Source organism: Campylobacter concisus ATCC 51562 (assembly GCF_000466745.1).
Lineage (GTDB): Bacteria > Campylobacterota > Campylobacteria > Campylobacterales > Campylobacteraceae > Campylobacter_A > Campylobacter_A concisus_B.
In genome coordinates this window covers 1-21,203 of record NZ_ANNI01000010.1, presented here as the reverse complement: position 1 = coordinate 21,203, position 21,203 = coordinate 1, and the positions used below count along the sequence as shown (strand labels likewise).

The 21,203-nt window shown below is 39.7% G+C and carries 19 protein-coding genes and 1 tRNA gene; 8 read left to right on the top strand and 12 right to left on the bottom strand.

The genetic code is table 11. The features are described 5' to 3' along the window. Positions 1-15 precede the first annotated feature (15 nt). Both rmuC and ilvD read right to left on the bottom strand, forming a co-directional pair. Positions 16-1,584, bottom strand: a complete 1,569-nt coding sequence (gene rmuC / locus ATCC51562_RS08910; protein ID WP_021091889.1) for a DNA recombination protein RmuC — start codon at positions 1,582-1,584, stop codon at positions 16-18. A gap of 81 nt (positions 1,585-1,665) precedes the next feature. After that, a complete protein-coding gene (gene ilvD / locus ATCC51562_RS08905; RefSeq protein ID WP_021091910.1) occupies positions 1,666-3,339 on the bottom strand; it encodes a dihydroxy-acid dehydratase in 1,674 nt (557 codons plus the stop codon). Positions 3,340-3,657: 318 nt separating this feature from the next. Between ilvD and ATCC51562_RS09920 the strand changes: the two genes are divergently transcribed. After that, entirely contained in the window at positions 3,658-3,786 is a 129-nt protein-coding gene (locus tag ATCC51562_RS09920; RefSeq protein ID WP_021091897.1) for a hypothetical protein, read from the top strand. Positions 3,787-3,860: 74 nt separating this feature from the next. After that, complete coding sequence (locus ATCC51562_RS08900) at positions 3,861-4,211, top strand: hypothetical protein (protein ID WP_021091918.1); 351 nt, start codon at positions 3,861-3,863, stop codon at positions 4,209-4,211. A 35-nt stretch (positions 4,212-4,246) separates the two neighbouring features. Here the strand turns inward: ATCC51562_RS08900 and ATCC51562_RS08895 are convergent, their stop codons facing one another. The 4 genes from ATCC51562_RS08895 to ATCC51562_RS08880 all read right to left on the bottom strand — a co-directional run bounded on the left by ATCC51562_RS08895 (position 4,247) and on the right by ATCC51562_RS08880 (position 9,151). Next, complete coding sequence (locus tag ATCC51562_RS08895; protein WP_021091893.1) at positions 4,247-6,016, bottom strand: aryl-sulfate sulfotransferase; 1,770 nt, start codon at positions 6,014-6,016, stop codon at positions 4,247-4,249. A gap of 265 nt (positions 6,017-6,281) precedes the next feature. Continuing rightward, positions 6,282-7,406 carry a cytochrome d ubiquinol oxidase subunit II gene (locus ATCC51562_RS08890; RefSeq protein WP_021091895.1) on the bottom strand — a complete coding sequence of 375 codons (1,125 nt, stop codon included), beginning with the start codon at positions 7,404-7,406 and terminating at the stop codon, positions 6,282-6,284. Continuing rightward, a complete protein-coding gene (locus ATCC51562_RS08885) occupies positions 7,399-8,934 on the bottom strand; it encodes a cytochrome ubiquinol oxidase subunit I (protein WP_021091906.1) in 1,536 nt (511 codons plus the stop codon). Before ATCC51562_RS08885 ends, ATCC51562_RS08890 begins: the two co-directional genes overlap by 8 nt. Before the next feature lies 1 nt (position 8,935). Then, complete coding sequence (locus tag ATCC51562_RS08880; RefSeq protein ID WP_021091886.1) at positions 8,936-9,151, bottom strand: DUF4492 domain-containing protein; 216 nt, start codon at positions 9,149-9,151, stop codon at positions 8,936-8,938. Between the two features lie 125 nt (positions 9,152-9,276). Between ATCC51562_RS08880 and ATCC51562_RS08875 the strand changes: the two genes are divergently transcribed. The 6 genes from ATCC51562_RS08875 (at position 9,277) to ATCC51562_RS08855 (ending at position 16,527) form a co-directional block, all read left to right on the top strand. Continuing rightward, entirely contained in the window at positions 9,277-10,911 is a 1,635-nt protein-coding gene (locus tag ATCC51562_RS08875) for a CTP synthase (RefSeq protein WP_021091928.1), read from the top strand. Between the two features lie 106 nt (positions 10,912-11,017). Beyond that, the gene (locus ATCC51562_RS08870) at positions 11,018-11,569 is read left to right on the top strand and encodes an NAD(P)H-dependent oxidoreductase (protein ID WP_021091932.1); all 552 of its coding nucleotides are present in this window, start codon (positions 11,018-11,020) and stop codon (positions 11,567-11,569) included. A gap of 240 nt (positions 11,570-11,809) precedes the next feature. Beyond that, on the top strand, positions 11,810-11,932 hold the full coding sequence (locus ATCC51562_RS09915) for a hypothetical protein (RefSeq protein ID WP_021091888.1): 123 nt from the start codon (positions 11,810-11,812) through the stop codon (positions 11,930-11,932). After that, positions 11,922-13,496: a single-stranded-DNA-specific exonuclease RecJ gene (gene recJ / locus ATCC51562_RS08865; protein ID WP_021091924.1), complete on the top strand. Its 1,575-nt coding sequence runs from the start codon at positions 11,922-11,924 to the stop codon at positions 13,494-13,496. Before ATCC51562_RS09915 ends, recJ begins: the two co-directional genes overlap by 11 nt. Before the next feature lie 226 nt (positions 13,497-13,722). Beyond that, positions 13,723-15,720: a TonB-dependent receptor domain-containing protein gene (locus ATCC51562_RS08860; protein WP_021091894.1), complete on the top strand. Its 1,998-nt coding sequence runs from the start codon at positions 13,723-13,725 to the stop codon at positions 15,718-15,720. A gap of 222 nt (positions 15,721-15,942) precedes the next feature. Then, the gene (locus tag ATCC51562_RS08855; RefSeq protein ID WP_021091931.1) at positions 15,943-16,527 is read left to right on the top strand and encodes an outer membrane protein; all 585 of its coding nucleotides are present in this window, start codon (positions 15,943-15,945) and stop codon (positions 16,525-16,527) included. Between the two features lie 37 nt (positions 16,528-16,564). Here the strand turns inward: ATCC51562_RS08855 and ATCC51562_RS08850 are convergent, their stop codons facing one another. The 6 genes from ATCC51562_RS08850 to ATCC51562_RS08825 form a co-directional block, all read right to left on the bottom strand. After that, positions 16,565-17,197, bottom strand: a complete 633-nt coding sequence (locus tag ATCC51562_RS08850; protein ID WP_021091902.1) for a protein-L-isoaspartate(D-aspartate) O-methyltransferase — start codon at positions 17,195-17,197, stop codon at positions 16,565-16,567. A 60-nt stretch (positions 17,198-17,257) separates the two neighbouring features. After that, entirely contained in the window at positions 17,258-18,025 is a 768-nt protein-coding gene (locus ATCC51562_RS08845) for a carbon-nitrogen hydrolase family protein (RefSeq protein ID WP_021091929.1), read from the bottom strand. Then, positions 18,026-18,517, bottom strand: a complete 492-nt coding sequence (locus tag ATCC51562_RS08840; protein WP_200862434.1) for a hypothetical protein — start codon at positions 18,515-18,517, stop codon at positions 18,026-18,028. After that, positions 18,504-19,526 carry a ribonucleotide-diphosphate reductase subunit beta gene (locus ATCC51562_RS08835; protein ID WP_009494790.1) on the bottom strand — a complete coding sequence of 341 codons (1,023 nt, stop codon included), beginning with the start codon at positions 19,524-19,526 and terminating at the stop codon, positions 18,504-18,506. Before ATCC51562_RS08835 ends, ATCC51562_RS08840 begins: the two co-directional genes overlap by 14 nt. Before the next feature lie 71 nt (positions 19,527-19,597). Continuing rightward, on the bottom strand, positions 19,598-20,722 hold the full coding sequence (locus tag ATCC51562_RS08830; protein WP_021091907.1) for a PepSY-associated TM helix domain-containing protein: 1,125 nt from the start codon (positions 20,720-20,722) through the stop codon (positions 19,598-19,600). Between the two features lie 230 nt (positions 20,723-20,952). After that, a tRNA-Ala gene (locus ATCC51562_RS08825) sits at positions 20,953-21,028 on the bottom strand. Positions 21,029-21,203: the final 175 nt, after the last annotated feature.

Below are 21,203 nucleotides of genomic sequence, written 5' to 3'. Positions count from 1 at the left end.
TTTTCTAGCCATATCCTAATCCTCTTTTTCTAATTCGTTATTTACGCCGATCTCTTTTACTTCTATATCTTTTTGCTCATCTGGAGACAAGCGTTTAAAATTTTCAAGTCTACTAACAAGACCATCTCTACCACTAAAACTTGATGCAAGGGCGTTAAAATGTTTATTTGCAGTATTTAGTGTATTGCTAAGTCTATTCATGTGCTCGGCCACATTGCGGACTTTATCATAAATTTTAATCGCACTCTTTACGATATTTTTAGCCTCTTCATTGCCACGCTCTATGCGCCATAAATTTGCCACTGTGCGAAGAATAGGCATAAGCGTAGTATGAGATACTAGTATTACGCGCTTTTGAAACGCATAGTCAAAAAGGGAACTATCAAATTTCATAGCCTCTATATATGCTGGCTCAATTGGTATAAACATCAATACAAAATCAGGGCTATCAGGTACGATCTCTCCGTAATTTTTACTATTTAAGCTATCTATGTGATTTTTCATAGAAGCAATATGCTCTTTCAATGCTAAATTTAGCTCCTCTTCGTTGCTAGCTATGATAGCCTTTTCGTAAGCTATAAGTGAGACTTTGGAATCAACTATTAGGTGTTTGCCATCTGGTATCTTTACTATAAAATCAGGAATAAGACGTTTGCCTTCTTCGTTTTTGAAATTTTGTTGTGTCAAGTAATGCTCATCTTTTACAAGTCCAGAAGCCTCAAATGTGCGCTCAAGCTGTATTTCACCCCAGTTTCCAAGTGTTTTATTGTTACCTTTTAGTGCAGTAGCTAGTGAGTTTGCTTCTTTTGACATCGAGATACCAATTTCACCTATGTGCTTAATCTGCGTTCCTAGCGCGCTCATACCTTTAACTGACTCGTCATGGACTGCATTTACGCGCTCTTGAAAGGTTGAAATTTGCTCCTTTAGTGGCTTTAGTAAAAGATCTAAAGAATTTTGGCTATTTTGTGTGAAATTCGCACTTTTTTCTTCAAATATTTTATTTGCAAGATTAGAAAATTCCAAATTTAACTCATTTTTTACTTTTAATAAATTTGCCTCTTGCTCTTTTAGGCTATTTTCTTTTGCTTCTATTTCATTTCTAAGCACAGCCATATCACGTTTTAATCTATTTTCTCTCTCATTTGCTTCAGCTAAAGCATTTTTATTTTGATTTAGCTCAGCTAGAGTTGCAGTAAAATTTGTCTCGTTATTCTTGGCCCTTTCATTTGCTGTACCGATACTCTCTTTAAGCTCATTTATCACGCGCTCCATCTCATCTTCAGCTTCGTCTTTTTGGGCTATTTTGGTTTTTAGCGCATCGATCTCACTGATAAGCTCGTCTATTCGCTCGTGATTTGACATAAGTCTTGCTTTTTGCTCGCTGATAAGCTGTAAATTTTCACTATTTTTAGATACTAAATTTGTTAGATTTGATGAAATTTCAAAATTTTCTTGCTCTTTTTGTGTCAAATTTCTTTTTAGCTCGAGTTTGTCTCTATTAAATGAATAGATGACAAATATCGCAATCAAAAATAGTACTCCTAAAAATATAGCAGCATAAAAATAAAAATCTTGTTGCATTTAGTATCCTTAAAAAAATGGAGAAATTTTTATATTTTTACAAAAGCAAAGAGACTACTCCTTACTTTTGTAATAAATTTTTTATGCTTCTAGCACTGCTCCGTTGCTTGCGTTTGTGACTAGTTTGCGGTATTGCCTTAGCCAGCGAGAGGTTAGCACTTTGTCAACTGGCTTAAATTCTGCTCTTCTCTTTGCGATCTCGGCTTCGCTTAGGCGAACATTGATCTCGTATTTATCGACGTCTATATCGATTATGTCGCCATCTTTTAGCAGGCCTATCATGCCGCCTTCAGCTGCTTCTGGGCTCACGTGACCGATGCTTAGACCTCTTGTCGCCCCGCTAAAGCGGCCGTCCGTGATGAGCGCTACATCTGCACCAAGGCCTCGTCCCATGATGAGTGAAGTAGGGCTTAGCATCTCTTGCATGCCAGGGCCTCCGCGTGGACCTTCGTAGCGGATGACGACGACATCGCCTTTATCTACTTTACCACTTGAGATGCCAGCTATTGCTTCATCTTGTGAGTTAAAGCAGACAGCTTTGCCGCTAAATTTACGCTCGCCAACGATACCAGCTGTCTTGATGACACAGCCTTGCTCAGCTAAATTTCCAAACAAAATGGCAAGTCCGCCAACTTGTGAATAGGCGTTTTCTACTTTGTGAATGATACTCTCATCTTTGATGTCACTTACCTTTACACGCTCTCCCAGAGTTTCACCACTAACTGTGAGATTATCCAAATTTAGCATGCCATTATCTCTGCGTGAAATTTCTTTTATCACCGCATTCATACCACCAGCTCTGCCGATATCCTCCATATGCACATTTGGCAAGCTTGGACTGATCTTGGCGATGTGAGCGATGTTTTGGCTGATCTTGTTTAGCTCTTTGATGTCTAAATTTACGCCAGCCTCTCTTGAGATGGCTAGCATGTGAAGAACGGTGTTGCTGCTACCACCCATTGCCATATCAACGACAAGCGCGTTGCGGATCGCTTTTTCATTTAGTATGTTTCTGATTTTAAATTTCTCATCAAGTGCGATTTCACAGATCCTGCGAGCAGCCTGTCTAATAAGTTCCTCACGCTCTGGAGTTAGCGCTAGGATAGTGCCGTTGCCAGGGAGCGCTATGCCCATCGCCTCGCAAAGCGTGTTCATAGAATTTGCCGTAAACATACCGCTACAGCTGCCGCCACTTGGACATGCGTTGCACTCGATATCTCTTAGCTCGGCCTCGTCTATCTCTTTGGTCTCAAATTTACCAACTGCCTCAAACGCAGTCGCAAGATCAATTGGCTTGCCATCTTTTGTGTAGCCCTTTTTCATTGGGCCACCGCTTACAAACACGGTTGGTACATTTACTCTTAAAGCGCCCATAACCATGCCAGGGACGATCTTGTCGCAGTTTGGCATACAAACAAGTGCGTCAAGTGCATGAGCGTTCATCACGGTTTCTATCGAGTTTGCGATGATTTCGCGGCTAGGCAAGCTATATAGCATGCCGCCATGCCCCATCGCTATGCCGTCATCCACACCGATGCAGTTAAACTCAAATGGAATACAGCCATTTTTGCGAATTTCATCTTTTAAAATTTGTGCGTATTTGTTTAAGAAAAAGTGGCCTGGAATGATCTCTATAAAGCTGTTTGCAACGCCGATAAAGGGTTTAGCAAAGTCATCGTCTTTTAGTCCAGTCGCACGTAAAAGTGAGCGGTGTGGGGCTCTTGTGTAGCCTTTTTTGATTATGTCGCTTCTCAAATTTGATCCTTTTTTAAAATTTGAGAGGATTTTATCACATATAAAGTATCAAAGATTTTAAAAAATTTTTGCAAATTTAAAAATTTTTTTATTACATAAATAACACATTAAATTTGTAAAATTTATCCAAAAAGGATGAGCTAAATAGCTATGAAATTTCGGTAATTTTAATCAAAGCAGTATGCAAAATAATAACGTAAAAATATTATCAATGTGTTATAAATATTGATTTATAGGGCTTTATTGTACTCTGGTACAATTTACAAGACTTATGAAAATTTATACAATGCGATAAATTTTTTTAACAAGGATGAGAAAATGATCGCAAAAACAGAGGGCATAAAAGTGATGCCAATGCAAACTAAAATTTTAAATTATGGCGCAAACTTTTATGAAAATAACTTCACAAATACAACTTTAATTTTTCCTTTTTACGCGAAGAAGTAAAACAACTTCTAATCTCCAAAACAAGAGCGATTAGCTTTTATTTTAAATTTAATTTATAGTTAAGAGAGTTTTATATGCAAAGTGAAAAAACAGAAATTTTACTTGATGAAGTGAATGAAACAATAGATTCGATATTTAGAACCTGTAATAAAAATGGCGGAACAAAGAAAGCTTTGGAAAATAGAAAGCTAAATAAAGAAATTTTAAAAGATAAATTTGTATCGATCTTTTTAAAATTTGACCAGATAGATGATAATAATTTTAAAAGTACAGTTCTTGCAAGTGATGAAACAAAAGAGCTAAGCGATATTGTAAAAGCATTTGAAGCGGATAAAGATATAGACTTGCCAGAGCTAGAGCGAGCGATAAATTTTAACCTTACTAGAATCAAAGAAGCAATCTATAAATTTCAAAACAACAACTAAAAGCAGGTGCGAGAAAAATCTCACACCAGATACTGCTAATAACTAAATACCTCCGGATCAATAACCATCGCCCTATAAGCAACATCATCTCTTGAAGCAGAGTCCACATCCATCTCAAATTTGATCTCATTTGTCTTTGGATCGATCTCAACTAAGACCATTTTGATAGTCTTGTCAGGACGGAGCAAATTTACATTTGAGCTTGAGATGAAGTAGGTATTTTTATCTTTTTGCCACTCGACGTTGCTAGTAACTGCGCTATAAAAGTCAAAGCCACGCTCCTTGCCAAACTGCCAAGTTTGTTCAACCGTGCCCTTTTTCTCATCTATCTTGTACTCAACCGCACGAGAGTATTTATCCTCTTTAAAGGCTGGCTGCTCCATGCCCCTTGCGTCACCATTGTCAAAGACACTTAGGTGTTTTATGCTGCCTTTGTTGTCGTATCTTGGCGTTAGCCATGCGGTGTGCTGAGTCCATGACCAGTCAAATTCGCCCTCGCATTTTGAGTTTTCGCATTTTATCTTATTGCCTTTGCTATCGACTGGAGTTAGCACTTTGGCTTTAAATTCTTCACTCCAGCCCTCAGGCGAAGCTAGTATCCATTTTACTTTCTTGTCACGTCCGATTTTAACGATGCCTTGGTGGCGAAGTGAGAGGATGATGCTATCGTCGCTCTCATCATATGAGATAGAGTTTACGTGAGCCCAGTTTCTACCTGTACCAGTAGAGGTGATGTCGCCAAATGGCTGATCGTCGCTTATCTTTATCTCTTTTGCATCCATGTCGATATTTAGGCAAACAGCTCTTGCATCAAGCGCTTTTATGAGGTTGCTGCGGTAGACGTTGTTACCAAAAATTTCATTTAGATCCCACTCTTCGACCACCTTACCGGTGCTATCGACCTCGATGATGTGGTCTCTTATAGTGTGAGAAATTTTGCCATCTTTGTGGTGGTAGTTGTATTTGCCAACCCTAAGAAGTGCGTGATCATCCTTTAATGGCATAACTTCATGGCTTAGATCAATGTAGCCTCTTGGAAGTGGGCGGTTGTAAATTTCTTTTCCCATAAGGTCATATCTTAGATATCTTTGAGCCATACCAAAGCTGATATCGCCATTTTTTAGCTGATGAAAGCCCATCATCATGCCTCCATCCATCACTCTGCGCTCGCTGCGGTCGTAAAATTTCTGATAGTCAAGATACCATCTAACCTCACCTTTGGTATCTACGATGTAGTTTTCGGTAAAGTCGTTCCAGCTAGCAGCTCCACCATTTTTCCAATCAAGCGGTTTATAGACGCTTGTAATTGTATTATTTATGAGATAGAGCCTGTTTTTAAAGGCAGGATCGACCTTTTTGACGCGAGTCTTTTGCATGTGAGAAAATCTAAAATCACGGCTATATGTGACGATAGGCTGGGCGTAAATTTTATATGTTTCTACCTTTTTAGCTCCATTAAATGTGTAGCTAAGCACGACCTCGTTTAGATAGTCAGGATAAAGGCCCCAAATAGGCACGCCATCATGCGTAAGCAGGGCATGCTCTGAGACGTTGTAGTCGATGTCGATGCCGCCATCTGGCTTGCCTTTTACTTTGACATGGATATCTTTGATGTCTTTGCCAGCTCTATCGATGATAGCAGTTAGAGGCGATACGTCGTAAGGATTTATAAAGACTGATCCAAGCTCACCTTGAACCTTTACGTGATGAGCCAGGACTCCAGCCTCTAGTGGCGTGATGCCTATACTAAGACCACTAACCAAAACAGTCGCAAGGGCAACAGAACCTAAGAAATTCTTGCTCATTTTCGCTCCTTTAATAAAATTTAATGATATCTTACTACCCAAATTTCACACAGAACTAACGCTTATATGAAAAGTGGCTTAAATAAATTTATAAAAGAGTTGTTTTAAAGGGTAAAAATAAAAAGAAGAATTTAGGAGCAAATGCCCCTAAATTTTAGTTATTTGCATCAAATTTCTTAAGAGAAAAAAGAACAAATTTATAGCTAGCAAATAGTGTCACTGGCCAAAGTATCAAAAAAATTCCTGCTTCTAACATCTTTTATCCTTAGTATGCGTGATGATCGTTTTTGATCTCATCTTGTGTGATCTTCTTGCTATCTATCGCTCGCCAAACGACGATGATATAAGCAAGCACTACTGGTACTAGCAAGCTAACATAGGCCATAACGCCAAGTGTATAGTGGCTAGAGCTTGCGTTTTTGATAGTTAGCGAGCTAGCAAGGTCGCTAAATGACGGATAAAATGCAGTGCCATTTAGTCCTGTTATCAAAAATAGCGCGGTTACAGCTAGCGTTACGCCAACGCCATAAGCAAAAATTCCACGAATGCTTTTTGTAAATGCCCCTTGGAAAATTCCAACAAGTACCAAAACAACGCCAACAAGAAGCAATATACCGACGATAGGCATCTCGATCAAATTTATAGCGTATTTGTAAGGCATAAGGCTAACTACGCCATTTGCGTCGTATGCAAAGCCGTCTTTTGTAAGCACCCAAGCAAGAAATCCTAGAAAAAATGGCAAGAATAGCACGGTGTTGATAAGTAGCTGTTTTCTAGCGTTTTGTATAAATTCGCCATCAGCGATGTTATTCATAAGATATAAGCAGCCACCTATGCGAGACAGGAAAAACATCGCTATGCCAAGCAAGTATAAGTAAGGATTTGCCAAAGCTTCAAGGCCGCGAAATGGAGTCTTCCACTCGACAAAATTATGCTCATTTAGCACAAAGTCGCTTCCGCTAAAAAATGTACTAACAGCCATACCAATAAGAATAACGCCAAGTGAGCCATTTATGAAAAGGAAAATTTCATAAGTTCTAGCGCCTAAGAAGTTATCGGGCTTTTTGCGGTACTCGTAGCTTACAGCTTGGATGATAAAGCAAAATAAAATAGCCAGCCAAACCCAGTAGGCACCACCAAAGCTAGTAGCGTAAAATAGTGGGAACGCCGCAAAGCACGCGCCTCCAAACATAACAAGCGTCGTAAATGTAAGCTCCCATTTTCTACCGATAGAATTTATGAGCATATCTTTTTTAAGCTCGTCCTTGCCAAGGCTAAAGATGAGCGACTGGCCGCCTTGAACAAACATCATAAAGACTAAAAGTCCGCCAAGAAGGCTAACTATAAACCACCAATAAATTTGTAAATTTTCTAAACCTAAACTATGCATGGTCGTTAAATCCTATCTTTATTTGCTTAAGCATGATCTTGATCTCGGCTATCAGCAAGACCGTAAATAAAACAGCAAATAATATAAATGAAATTTTGATATTTGAGTCTGCTAAATTCGTAGCTCCAACGCCAACGGTCATGAGATCTTGTATCACCCATGGCTGACGACCGACCTCTGCTACTATCCAGCCAGCTTCAGCTGCGATGTAGCCAAGCGGTATAGTAAAGAGGCAGATCCACAAAAATGCTCTTATGTTTTCAAATTTATATTTTCTTGAGAGATTTAGATAAAGAGTGATAGCAAAAAGAGCTATGAAGTAAGTGCCAAGAGCGACCATGATATGGAAGCTATAAAATGTAAGTGCAACTGGTGGCACAGCTTCTTTTGCGTCTTTAAGATAGCCATATCCTAAGAAATTTAGGTTGCTCTCTAAATTTAAAAGTGAGCTTTTCATCAAGCTCTCGTCATTTGCTTTTTTAGCCTCTTTGTAGTTTTTAAGAGCTTCGATAGCTACTTTACCCTTTGCCATCTTTTCTTCAACGCTAATGAGATTATGTTCGCTATTGCCATAAAGTAGGTCATTTATACCTGGTGTAAATGAGTCAAGCTCTCTGTTTGCCATGATGCCAAGTGCGTAAGGCACCTTTATCTCAAGCAAAAATGGCTCGCTCTCGTCGCCAAGCTTTTTAGCTAGGTTTAAAATACCAGCGGCAACTAAACCAGCGTTTTTCTCGCCCTTATAAAGTCCCTCCATGGCTGCTAGCTTCATAGGCTGCTTTTGAGCTACAAAATATGCGCTCTCATCACCACTAAGTAACAAAAATGCCGAAGTGATAAGGCCAAATGCGCTAGCAACGACGATGCTTTTTTTAGCTAGCAAGATGTGGCGTTTTTTGATTAAAAACCAAGCAGAAATTCCTATCACAAAAATGGCCGAGATAGTGTAGCCGCTAGTTACTGTGTGTAAAAATTTGCTAATGCCAAGAGGATTTAGCGCAACTTCAAAGAAATTCTCCATCTCCATTCTGGCGGTATCTGGGTTAAATTTCATGCCTATTGGATACTGCATCCAGCCATTTGCGATTAAGATCCAAAGCGCGCTTAAATTTGAACCGATCGCGACAAGCCAAGTTGAAAGCAGGTGAAATTTCTTACTAACCTTTTCCCAGCCAAAAAACATAATGGCAAAAAATGTACTTTCCATAAAAAATGCGAGCAAGCCCTCAATCGCAAGAGGAGCGCCAAAGATGTCGCCTACAAACCAGCTGTAATTCGCCCAGTTTGTACCAAACTCAAACTCCATGATGATGCCAGTAGCCACACCGATAGCGAAATTTATACCAAAGAGCTTTAGCCAAAATTTCGTTATCTCAAGCCATGCTTTATCGCCAGTTTTGACATATATCGTCTCCATAATGGCGATGATAAAACTTAGCCCCAAAGTAAGTGGGACAAACAAAAAGTGGTAAATGGCAGTCAGCGCAAACTGAGCCCTAGACCAATCAACAAAATCCATCTCAGACATTTTATTCCTTTATTAAATTACGAATTACAAATTCGCTTTTTTCTTCGTCGGTTTGAAATTTGGTATTTAGAGTCTCGTTAAAGATAAAGGCTTTTAAAATTCCAAACATGATGATAAGCTTTATTATTATGAGAAGCCATAATTTTTTGCCTATTTTCATGTTTTTAAAGCCCTCTATATATAAAGAGGCAATGATGTTTAGGTAGTTTTTTATCATAGTTCTTGAAGTCTATAACAAAAAGACTTAAAGAATAATTTTTAAAATTTATACGATTAATGCCTTACTAAATATTTAAGGGGTATAATCCGCAATTAAAAAATAAATAAATTTAAGGAAATTTAATGGCAAAAGAGACGAAGTATATTTTTATCACAGGTGGCGTTTTAAGCTCACTTGGAAAAGGCATCGCAGCTGCGTCTATCGCGACTCTTTTAAAAAATTCCGGACTAAAAGTAAGTGTTTTAAAAGCTGATCCATATATCAACGTAGATCCTGGCACGATGAGCCCGCTAGAGCATGGCGAAGTTTTTGTTACAGATGATGGTGCAGAGACAGATTTGGATTTGGGACATTATGAGAGATTTTTAGATGAGAGCCTAAGTCAAGATAATAACTTCACAACGGGTAGAGTTTATAGCTCTGTTATAGAAAAAGAGCGAAGAGGCGATTACCTTGGAAAGACTATTCAAGTGATCCCTCACATCGTTGGTGAGATCGTTGATCGCATCAAAAAAGCAGGCGAGGGCAAAGATGTGCTCATCGTTGAGATCGGTGGAACCGTTGGCGACATCGAGGGACTACCATTTTTAGAGGCGATAAGAGCGCTAAGAGTAGAAGTTGGTAAAAAAAGAGCACTAAATATTCACCTAACGCTTGTACCATTTATCAAAGTAGCTGGCGAGCTAAAGACAAAGCCAACCCAGCATAGCGTAGGCGAGCTAAGACGTATAGGTATAACACCAGACATCATCATCTGCAGATCTGAAATGCCACTAAACCGCGAGCTAAAAGATAAGATCGCAGCAAGCTGTGGTGTTGAGAAAAATTGTGTCATAGAGAGCTTAGACAGCGCAAGTATCTATCAAATCCCACTTTCATTTTTAAAGCAAGACATACTAACTCCAATCGCTGAAAATTTAGGCTTTAATGAGCTAAAGCCAGACATGGCAAAGTGGGATAGCCTAGTAAAAAGGATAATCGCTCCAACAAATGAAACTACAATAGCATTTGTGGGTAAATATATCGACCTAAAAGAGAGCTACAAGAGCCTAACTGAGGGCATCATTCACGCTGGAGCAAATTTAGACGCTAGGGTAAATTTACGCTGGATAGATAGCGAAAAGATAGAAGAGAACAATGTAAATGAGCTTTTAAAAGACGTTGATGGTATCTTAGTCGCTGGTGGCTTTGGTGAAAGGGGCGTTTTAGGCAAGATGCAAGCTATAAAATTTGCTCGTGAAAATAAGATCCCTTATCTTGGAATTTGCCTTGGTATGCAGCTAGCACTCATTGAGTTTGCAAGGGATGTTTTGGGCTTAGAAGATGCAAATTCTATGGAATTTAACAAAGAGTGTAAAAACCCTATCATTTATCTAATAGATAGCTTTATCGACGCTCACGGCAAAAAACAGATAAGAACGCACACAAGCCCACTTGGCGGCACGATGAGGCTTGGAGCATACAACTGTGAGATAAAACCAAAGACACTTCTAGCTGAAATTTATGGCAATGCAAAGAGCGTAAAAGAGCGTCACCGCCACCGCTACGAGGCAAATCCAAAATATAAAGAAATTTTTGAGAAAAATGGTCTTTTGGTAAGTGGTGAGAGCGATGGACTGATAGAGGCTATCGAGCTAAAAGGCCATCCATGGTTTGTGGGCGTGCAGTGTCACCCTGAATTTACTAGCCGTCTAACTAAACCAAATCCTGTGATATTAGGCTTTATAAAGGCAAGTTTAGAAAACGTCAAATCTTAAATTTAGAGCCATCTGGCTCTAAAAATTATTTTAAAAATTTTGCTGTTTTTATTAAATTATTTATCAAATAAATCCCACTTCTTTCTATAAATTTTTAAGGAGAAAAATGAAAACCCTAATCATCTTAGCCCACCCTGATATCCAAAACTCAGTCATAAACAAACGCCTTCTGCAAGAGGCTCTCAAAGAGCCGCAGCGCTTTAGTGTTCATGATTTGATACAGGTTTACAGGGGCAAAAGTATCGACGCCGCGCACGAGCAAGAGCTCATCAGAGTCCACGACGCCCTCGTTTTGCAGTTTCCGCTTCACAACTTCTCCTGCCCTCCGATTTTAAAATCATGGATCGACGCGGTGATGACGCATAGTTTTGCCTACGGACGCGGCTCGGACGGCATAGCGGGGCGCAAGGTGGCGCTAGCCGTGACCGCAGGCATCAAAAAGAGCGACTACCGCCCGCAAGGACGCTATCATTTTAGCTTGCGCGAGGTTCTTACGCCGTTTGAGCTTGCGTTTAAATACTATTTTCACGCCAATTACCGCGACTTTTTCGCATTTTATGGCGCCGAGGAGACTCCGGGCGTAGACTACGTATCAAGCGACAGCGAAATAGAACGCGGCGCTAGAGAATACGCGGAGTTTTTGCGAAATTTAGAATAAATTTTTACAAAAATGGTTTAAACTTTATGACATAAAGCATTTAAAAATTTATAAATTTAATTGTATAAATTTTTGCTAATACTTACTATTTTTGGCGGGTTAAATTTGTAAAGACTATCAATTTAACAAAGCTTTTAAGCTTGCTATGAGCCCTAAAATCTTACTTTCATTTAAAATTATAAGAAATTAAATTTCAAAAAGATATAATCCAAGCATTCAAAATAAAGACGAAAGATTGCGATGAAAAAGAAGTATTTTTATAGCCAAATTTTTGGCAATATGGGTGTAAATTTAAGTGAACAAGTGGCATTAAATAAAGTTGGTAAGTTCTTCAAAAATTCTTACCAAAACCATGCTAAATAAAGAGGATATAAGGAATTTACTAGCGCATAGATTTTGTAACGACATACATAAAAAAATTAGTGAAATTCCGACACCAAGTGCTTTAAAAGATATATACAAAGGCGCTAATCGCATAAAAGAAGCGATCGAAAAAAACGAGCGCATAGCCATTGTGGGCGATTATGATGTTGATGGTGTTGTTTCGAGCGTAATTTTGGCCGAGTTTTTTGATGATCTTGGCGTGAAAGACTACCTAGTAAAAATTCCAAATAGATTTAAAGATGGATATGGGCTAAATCCTGAGATAATAGACGAACTCTCAGCCGATGTAAGCTTGATTATCACCGTTGATAACGGTATCTCTGCAAACGATGCGGCCATTATCTGTAAAGAAAAAGGCATCGATCTTATCATTACTGATCATCACATGCCTCCAGCTGTTCTTCCAGAAGCTTATGCGATTATTAATCCAAAGCAAGAAGACTGCAACTTCCCAAATATCGAAATTTGTGGCGCTGAGGTCGCTTGGTATTTGGTTGGAGCGTTAAAGGATGTTTGCAAGCTAAACTACGATATGAGCAAATTTCTAGAGCTTTTAGCTATCGCGATAATCGCTGATATGATGGAGCTAAGAGATATGAATAGAATGCTTGTTCGCCTTGGTATTTGCAAGTTAAATGCGTCTAAGCGTTCCGCATTTCATGCTATAAAAGAGTTTTATGGTAAGGAAAAATTTGAGTGCGATGATATTAGCTTTCTTATAGCTCCTCTTATAAATTCAGCCGGACGTATGGACGATGCGATGAATTCATTTAACTTTTTACGTGCTAAAAGTATCGAGGAGGCTTACAACTACCTTGATACCATTATCGAATTTAACAACTCCAGAAAAGAGGAGGAGCGCCAACTCTTTGAGTGCTCGCTAAAGGACGTAAAAGAAGACGATGAAGTCATCATCACTTGGGGTGAGCAGTGGCACGAGGGCGTGATAGGCATCGTAGCTAGCCGCCTAGCAAAGCACTTTGCAAAGCCAGCTATCGTCTTTAGTATAGATAAAGGCCGTGCAAAAGGCAGCGCTAGAAGCATTGGTAAGCTTGATATCTTATCTCTTATAGCAAGCCACGAAAATTTACTAACAAGTTACGGCGGTCATAAAGGAGCGGCTGGACTTACACTTGCGCCTGAAAATTTGGTGAAATTTAAAGAAGCGGTAAATAAAAGTTGCTCATGCCTAAATATGCAAGAGTGCAAAAGCTCGGACGAGCTACTTGGCGATATAATGCCAAGCGAGATAGACTTTGAACTGCTTGAAATTTTAGAATTTTATGAGCCGTACGGACAGAAAAATCCACGTCCAGTCTTTAAAATAAAAAATGCTCTTGTTAAAAACGAAAGACTTATAGGAAGAGATCAAAATCACCTAAAGCTCATCTTGCAAAAGGATAATAAAACACTTGAGGCTCTATTTTTTAACTTTACAAGACACGCTAGAGTGGGCGAGATGATAGATATTATCTTTTGTATATCAAAAAATTCATTCCGCGGACTTGTTACCCCGCAGCTACTCATAAAAGAGATTTTATAAATTTTATCTCGGTTTTATAATGCTAAAATTTTAATAAAACCGAGATTGCTTCGGTTTTAATTCGCCAAAATCGTTTCTTTATATATTTAATGCAGCCCAACTAAAATAATACTATTTGACTCAAATTTCTGTATTGTAAAATTAATGTTATATAAATATTTATACTTTATTTAAGTTCATTTTTGCTTTAATTTTAATTTTAAATATTAATTTCATAGGACTAAACATGAAAATTTCTTACGTTTTAGCATTTGCTTTAGTACCAAATTTAATGCTTGGTGCTGAAGAAACGATAGACCTGGCTCCGGTTACCGTTTCCGCAAAGATACAAAAGTCCATTCTTGACGAACCGACAAAGGCTCAAATAGTAGGCAAAGGCGCGATACTAGAAAACGGCGACATTGCTAAATCGCTTTTAAATTTGAGCGGCTTTACGATGGAGCGCAAGGGCGGAGGCGGCAGCGAGGTTTATTACCGCTCGCAGACGGCGGCCAGACTGCCGGTGCTAATCGACGGTAGCACGCTAAACGGCGGCTGCGGCATGCGAATGGATACGCCCATCACTTACATCTCGGCGCAAAATTATAGTTCGGTTCGTATCGTAAAAGGCCCGCAAGACGTCAGATACGGCGCGCTCATTAGCGGTGGTATATTTTTCGATAGAGAGATAGCAAGGCTGTCAAAACCGAGCTTCGGAGGAAACGTAAGCGTGCTGGGCGGCAGTTTTAGAAGATTTGAAACTGCTGCAGACGTAGCGGCGGGCAACGAGCTGGGCAGCTTAGAAATTTCCGGCGGACACTACCAGAGCGGCGATTATAAAAGCGGCGACGGACAGAAAATGCATACGCACTATAAACGCAACAGCGTTTCGCTCGTGGGTACGCTAACGCCCACGGAGACTACTGCATTGCAGCTAAGCGCGGACCTGGGTAATGGAGAAGCGGCGTATGCCGATAGGATGAGAGACGGCGTGCAGTTTGACCGCAAGTCTTTCGGACTAAAATTTGAACAAGACGTCGGCGAGCACAGGATTAGACTAAGCTCGTACTATCATCAAATCGATCACATAATGGACAACTTCACCATGCGTCCGGTGGTACCGGGCGTTGGACGCGGTAAGGGATATAGCATCAGTCACCCGATACGCGATATGTACGGCTTTAAGCTAGAAGGCGAGTTAAATTTCGATAATCTAACCAGCTTCATCGGCGCGGGATACTCTCAAGATACGTTTAAATGGCGAGGCGCCGGAAGCGGTATGGCCGGCGTATCTAAAGCCGAAATGGATGCCGCCCTATCAAAGCCGCACGTAAAAGAGCGTAAGGTAACGTATAAAACGATATACACTCAAAACGAATACGTCCTTGAAAACGACTACGGGCTTTTTGGCGGACTTAGGCTGGACGCGGGCGAGAGAAAACTGTTAAAAACGCATAAGAGTAGGAAAGAAAATTTATTCTCAGGCTTTTTTAGATACGAAAAATATCTGCAAAATTTAACGCTCTACGCAGGACTAGGCCACGCGCAAAGGTTACCGGATCACTGGGAAACGAATAAAGACGATAATCTTAAGCTAAATAAAGAAAGAAACACTCAGCTTGACTTCGGTACCGTGCTAAAAGATAGAAACTACGAGCTAAACGCGAATTTCTTCGTCTCGAAGATGGATGATTACATAATGATAAAGTATAACCCTATGGGTATGTCTTCAAACGTATTTAATACCGATGCTTTACTATACGGCGGCGAGATCGAGGGCGATACGCTACTAGCCGATATGTTTAGGCTGGGGGCGGGCGTATCCTACGTCTACGGCAAAGTGACTAAAAATGCGGGCGGCCTAAAAGACGGCGACGCACTGCCTAAGGTTTCGCCTCTAACGTTTAAACTAAGTGCCGGCCTAGAAAAGCCAGACTGGTTCGTCAAAGCCGATTTCTACGCTAACGCATCGCAAAAACGCGCGCAAAAAGGCTACGGCGACGTGGGCGGTATGGATCTTGGCAAGAGTGATAGCTTCTGGACGCTAGGACTAAGCGCGGGCTATAAATATAAAAATTATCAATTTTTGCTAGCGGCCGAAAATTTAAACGACGCTAAATACTCCTATCATAACTCAAAAGGCGGCTACGGCGGCGGTATCGCAGGATATGAAACTATCCCAAACGGCACGAGGCTTTATGAGCCTGGCAGAAGCTTTTGGGCGAAATTTAAGGTACATTTTTAGGGCGTAACTTAATAAATTTGGCATGGCTGCGGGCTTAGGATTTGCCCTAAAGCCGTGCTAAATTTAAGTATTTTTGCTCTTATCTTCTTAATAATACTTATACTTACTACATTTACTATTAGTAATAAATCGGCACTTGGTATAAAATTTCTTATTAAATTTAAATTTTATATAGATTAAAAGCTTAGATGTAAAATCTCAGAAATTTTTTAAAGGAGAGGTATGAAAAATTTACTTGTAAAATCAAGCTTGATTCTAGCTTTGGTAAGCTCAGCTGCACTAGCTCAAGGTGCATTTGTTGGTGGTGAGGGTGATTATTCGTTTAACTCAAAAATCAAAACAAAAAACATAGCAAGTAGTGAGAAAAATAACTTCAAAAAAGGTCACTATGGTCTTGGCTTTTATGGCGGTTATGATTTTGACAGCTATAGAGCTTATGGCGGTTATTATTATGACTTTAAAGCTAGGAAAAATGCTGGTGAGTCAGATGCAAAATGGAGTAAGCATAAATTTCTAGGCGGTGTTGATTATACGCCAAATATCACTGAGAATTTTAAAGCCGTTCTTGGTGGATACACAGGTCTTGGCTACTTGAGCGTTAGAGAGAGATTTAATAACGAAACAAGTAAGAAAAATTTCAAAGGCTTACTAGTTGGCGCAAAAGCGGGCGGTATCTACTCATTTGATGAACATAACGCGATCGAGTTTGGCTTAAAAGCTGATAAGACCTTTTATAAGAAAAATAGCGGAGCTCAGCTAAGAGATACAACTATAGGAATTTATACAGGCTATACTTATAAATTCTAACCTTTAGGGCAAGGCTTAGGCTTTGCCTTATTTTGGGCTACTCTCTACCTTCAAGAAGTGGCACAAAAAGGCACTCATCCAAGTACTCTTTTTCTAAATTTCCATCTTTATCTTTTTTAAATTTAGCGATAAATTGCTTGCCATCTTTTTTCATTGGAGCTACTAAAATTCCACCATTTTTAAGCTGCTTAAATAAATTTGGCGAGATCTCATCAGCAGCTGCCGAGAGCAAGATACGATCAAATGGCGCATAGCTTCGCCAGCCGTTGTTGCCATCATCATACCTTACGTGCACGTTTTTTATTTTTAGTGCCTCGAAGCGTCTTTTTGCCTCCATGGCTAGCTTCTCTATTCGCTCGACACTAAAAATTCTATGTGCAAGTTTGCTTAAAATAGCTGCTTGATAGCCACTGCCGCAGCCTATCTCTAGGATGTTATCCATATTTTCGCATTCTAGTGCCATTGTCATCTTTGCCACAGTTAGTGGCGAGCTGATCCACTGATTGCCCAGTATCGGCTGAGCGTCAAGTTTATAAGCATGTGCAGTGATTGGTACAAAAATTTCGCGCTCAGTGGTAGCTATCGCATCGAACAAAAGTGGGCTTAACGTGATCTCATCGGCTATATCGCTAGCCAAATTTTGGCATTTTATCGCTTCTAGTTGAGTCAAAATTTATATCCTAAATAAAAATTAAATAGTTATTATACGATTTAAAACTTATCTTAAAATTTATAAAATTCCTAAATTTGTTTTGATCTCTTTTATTAAATTTGCATCGAATATCGTCTCTTTAACAAGTGTGCCATTTGGTAAAAATACCCCAGCAACTTCTAATGCAAGAGAGCTTGAGATCATGACATAGCAGTTGTTTGCGATCGCAAGTGCCTTGCAAAGGCTAAGGTAGGCTTCCTCTCTTGCCTTGCCCCACATGGCTGGTACCATGATGATATCACATCCTTTTAGCTTTGCCCAAAGTGTGCTATCACGTAGTTCAAAGCATATTAGCACCCCAAGCTTTAGCCCTCTAAAATCAAAGGCATTTATCTCGCTCACATCGCCAGCGGCAAAAATTTCATGCTCTAAATTTGGCCTAAAAAGTTCGGCTTTAAATTGTGAATGAAAGACATTATTTGAGTTAAGAAGCAAAAATTCGTTATAAATTTTTGGCTGGTGCGGATTTAGATTTGAAATTTGAGCTAGGCCTGCGCTTTTGTTTAGGCTGCTAAGGTGCGTAAAACCTAGAAATTTATCAGGGCTAAGTGCCTCTTGCAAGCGCTCAAGCAGCATCGCATCAAAGCTGCCTATCATGCCACCAAGCATCGCCTTGTTTGCCCCAGCAAAAAAGCCGTCAAAGTCATATCCGCTGATGCAAAGCTCGCTTGCAAGCAAGAGTGAATTTTCAGGCGCAGCCTCAACTAAATTTGCAAGCTCTTCTAGCCGCTCAGTAGCACTTTTTGTCTTTAAAGTTAGGCTTATTAGGTTTAAATTTTCGCTCATTTATTTTCCAAATACAAATGTCATAGGTTTTTCATCATGGCAGTCTTTTGGAATTTTGCAGTTTATATCCGTGCCACCGATGTTTGGTGTAGCTTTTAAAATAACGCTTATAGCTGTGATTTTGTCATCGCGCTGCGAGAGTGGATCGTTAAAAACCCAAACCTCGAAGCCAAGACCTCTAGCCTCATCATGTGAAACTACTCTTACCTCTTTTAGGTCTTTTGCTTCAAAGCCACACTGCTTGTTTATGCCAAGCATCACGTCATTTCCTAGAACGGATCCTAGTGGCGCGAAACTTGGTGCAAGTTCGCCATTTGGCATCTCTTGATAGATTTCCGCTTGGCTTGTCTCTTTTATCTTGACAAGCTTGTAGGCGTAGAAATTTTCGAGATTATTTTTATTTGCTTGATCAATTATTCTTTGATTGCTACTCGCACACCCAACAAAAAGTACGCAGAAAAGGGCTAAGATGCCATTTTTAAAAGTCATCAAAGCTGATACTTCCCTTGCTGTAGTTTGTCACCTTTGCTTCAAAGAAATTTGACTTTTGGTCGTTAAATTTCGCAAAGTCATCGACCCATTTGATCGGGTGAGCGACGTTGTATTTGCGTTTTAGGCCGATCGCAACTAGACGTTGGTCGATGAGGTAGTGGATGTATTGCTCGATTATGTCGTCTGTAAAGCCCATGATCTGGTTTTGAGTGATGTATTTGCCCCATTTGATCTCTAAATTTCCAGCTTTTTCAAACATATCATAAATTTTTGCCTCAGTCTCAGGCGTAAAGAGGTCAGGTCTCTCTTTGCGGACCGAATTTATCATGTTTTGAAACAAAAGTAGGTGCGTGATCTCGTCGCGTTGGATGAAGCGGATCATTTGCGCTGAGCCTAGCATCTTGCCAGCGCGAGCTAGAGCATAGATCGCTGTAAAGCCACTGTAAAAGTAGATACCCTCTAAAATTTGGTTTGCCACCATCGCAAGAAGTAGCTTCTCATCAGTCACTTCGCCTGCAAGCTCCTCGTAGACGCTTGAGATGTAGTCATTTTTCTCACGCAATACATCGTCGTGCTTCTCCATCTCGTAGATGAGGTCGGTATTGTCACAGATCGCCTCGACCATGACGGCGTAAGACTTACTATGGTTTGCCTCTTCGTAGGCTTGGCGGCTTAGCACGGCGTTGATCTCTGGCGCGGTGATGTAAGGGTTGATGTTATCTGCTAGGTTGTTTGTCTGAAAGCTATCCATCGAGATGAGCTGGCTCCAGACGAGGTCATACATGCGCTTTTCAGCCTCTGTGAGGTTGTAGGCGTAGTCGCGCACGTCGTCTGTGGTGTCGACCTCTTTTGGAAACCAAGTGTTTGCCTCCATCAGGTCCCAAAGCTTTAACGCCCACTCGTATTTTGCCTTGGTGAAATTTAAAATGCCGTGTGGGTTGCCGTTAAAGACTCTTCTGTCGGTCAAATTTTCATTTGAACTTGGGTTGTATATGCGTTTTCTGTTCATAAATTTCTCTCTTGTTTGTGGTAAAAATTTCTTAAAATCTTACCCAAAGCAAGGTAAAAATTTACTTTTATTTAGAGCGTCTTAGTCCTTTTTATGGTCATCAAAAAGCCAGTTATTATTAGTAAAACTGCGATCACACATGATACAGCAAAGACGACCTGGCCAATCTCGCCAAACATCTCTCCAGTGTGCAAGCTAAGCACCTTTCGACCCGCCTTTTTAGCCTCTGGGATGCTTTCACTCTTGCTAACAAGTTTATTCTCTTTGATCTTGCCAGCGCTTGCGTCAAGCTTTAGTTTGCCCACTTGGCTCTCGCTAGTTTCGTAGTTTATAGTATAGGTGCTTTGGTTGTTTTCAGGAACGTTTATCGTGAGGGATTTTAGATCTAGCGTGACATTTTCTTTAAAAATTTGCTCCGCAGTCTCTATCTCTTTAAATTTCCCATCGCTTATTGGGATCAAATTTCTTTGAGGCATAGACTTTTTCATCTCGCTTGGCTTTAGGTCAAAAAATATGCTATTTACACTGCTTCTGACCCAGTCATAAGACCAGTAAAGACCAGTTAGCGACATCACTACAAGCAAGATCGCCACGTAGGTGCCAAGGCTCGTGTGGAGGTTGTAAAAGCAGGCGTAGCCTTTTGCGTTTGGCTTGATTTTTAGCGAATTTAAGAAATTTCGCTTGATCGCTGGGGCGTAGAGGATGAGGCCACTGATAGCAAGCAGAGCCATGATGATAGAGCTAATAGCAACTATTTGTTTGCCGATATTGGCTGGTACTTTGCTATCAAGTAAAGCAAGGCCTAAATTTCTGTGAAGACTTAATATAATGATACGAAATTTCTCACCCCAGTCCTCACTAATAACTTCGCCACTTCTTGGATCTATGAAGAAATTTAATTGTTTTTTATCCTTTGTAATGCTTATACGATAAGCTTCATTTGCTCCACCTATTTGTAAGCTTTCAAGCGTATCAAATTGAATCTCACTTTTTGCTTTAGCTAGGAGTTCATTTAAACTTAAATTTGTTTTTTCGCTAGGAACTAGGTTTATAAAATTTTTATTTATCGCACTTTTGATCTCTTCTCTATAAGACGCAAATGGTGCTGAAAGAGTCATAAATATTAGCGGAATAGCCGCAATTAGTCCGATTATTAGGTGGATGTTGAAGATGATTTTTCCTCGTTTTAAAAACATTTTTTTCCTTTGAATTTTAATAGCGAATATTATTTTATTTTTTGTTAAAGCAAGATAAAAATTTATAAAATTATTTTTTAGTTATTAACTTTTACTAATGTTGATAAGGGTCTTAATATCAATTATTTATTAAATTTTTACATATTGGTATCTTATTTTTTTGGTAAAAAGTTATTTTTGCAGTAAGGTATAAATTAAGGTATAAATAATGATAGATGTATTTAGATTTATGGTGGAGTTAAGCGGGATCGAACCGCCGACCTCTTGAATGCCATTCAAGCGCTCTCCCAGCTGAGCTATAACCCCAAAGTGGATTTTAACATTTTATCTTTTTATGGCTTACAATATTTTGAAATTCGTTTTAGTAAAATAAAATTTTAAGCAATTTTTGGATAATATTGCAAACTTTAATGCGGGAATAGCTCAGGGGTAGAGCACAACCTTGCCAAGGTTGGGGTCGCGAGTTCGAATCTCGTTTCCC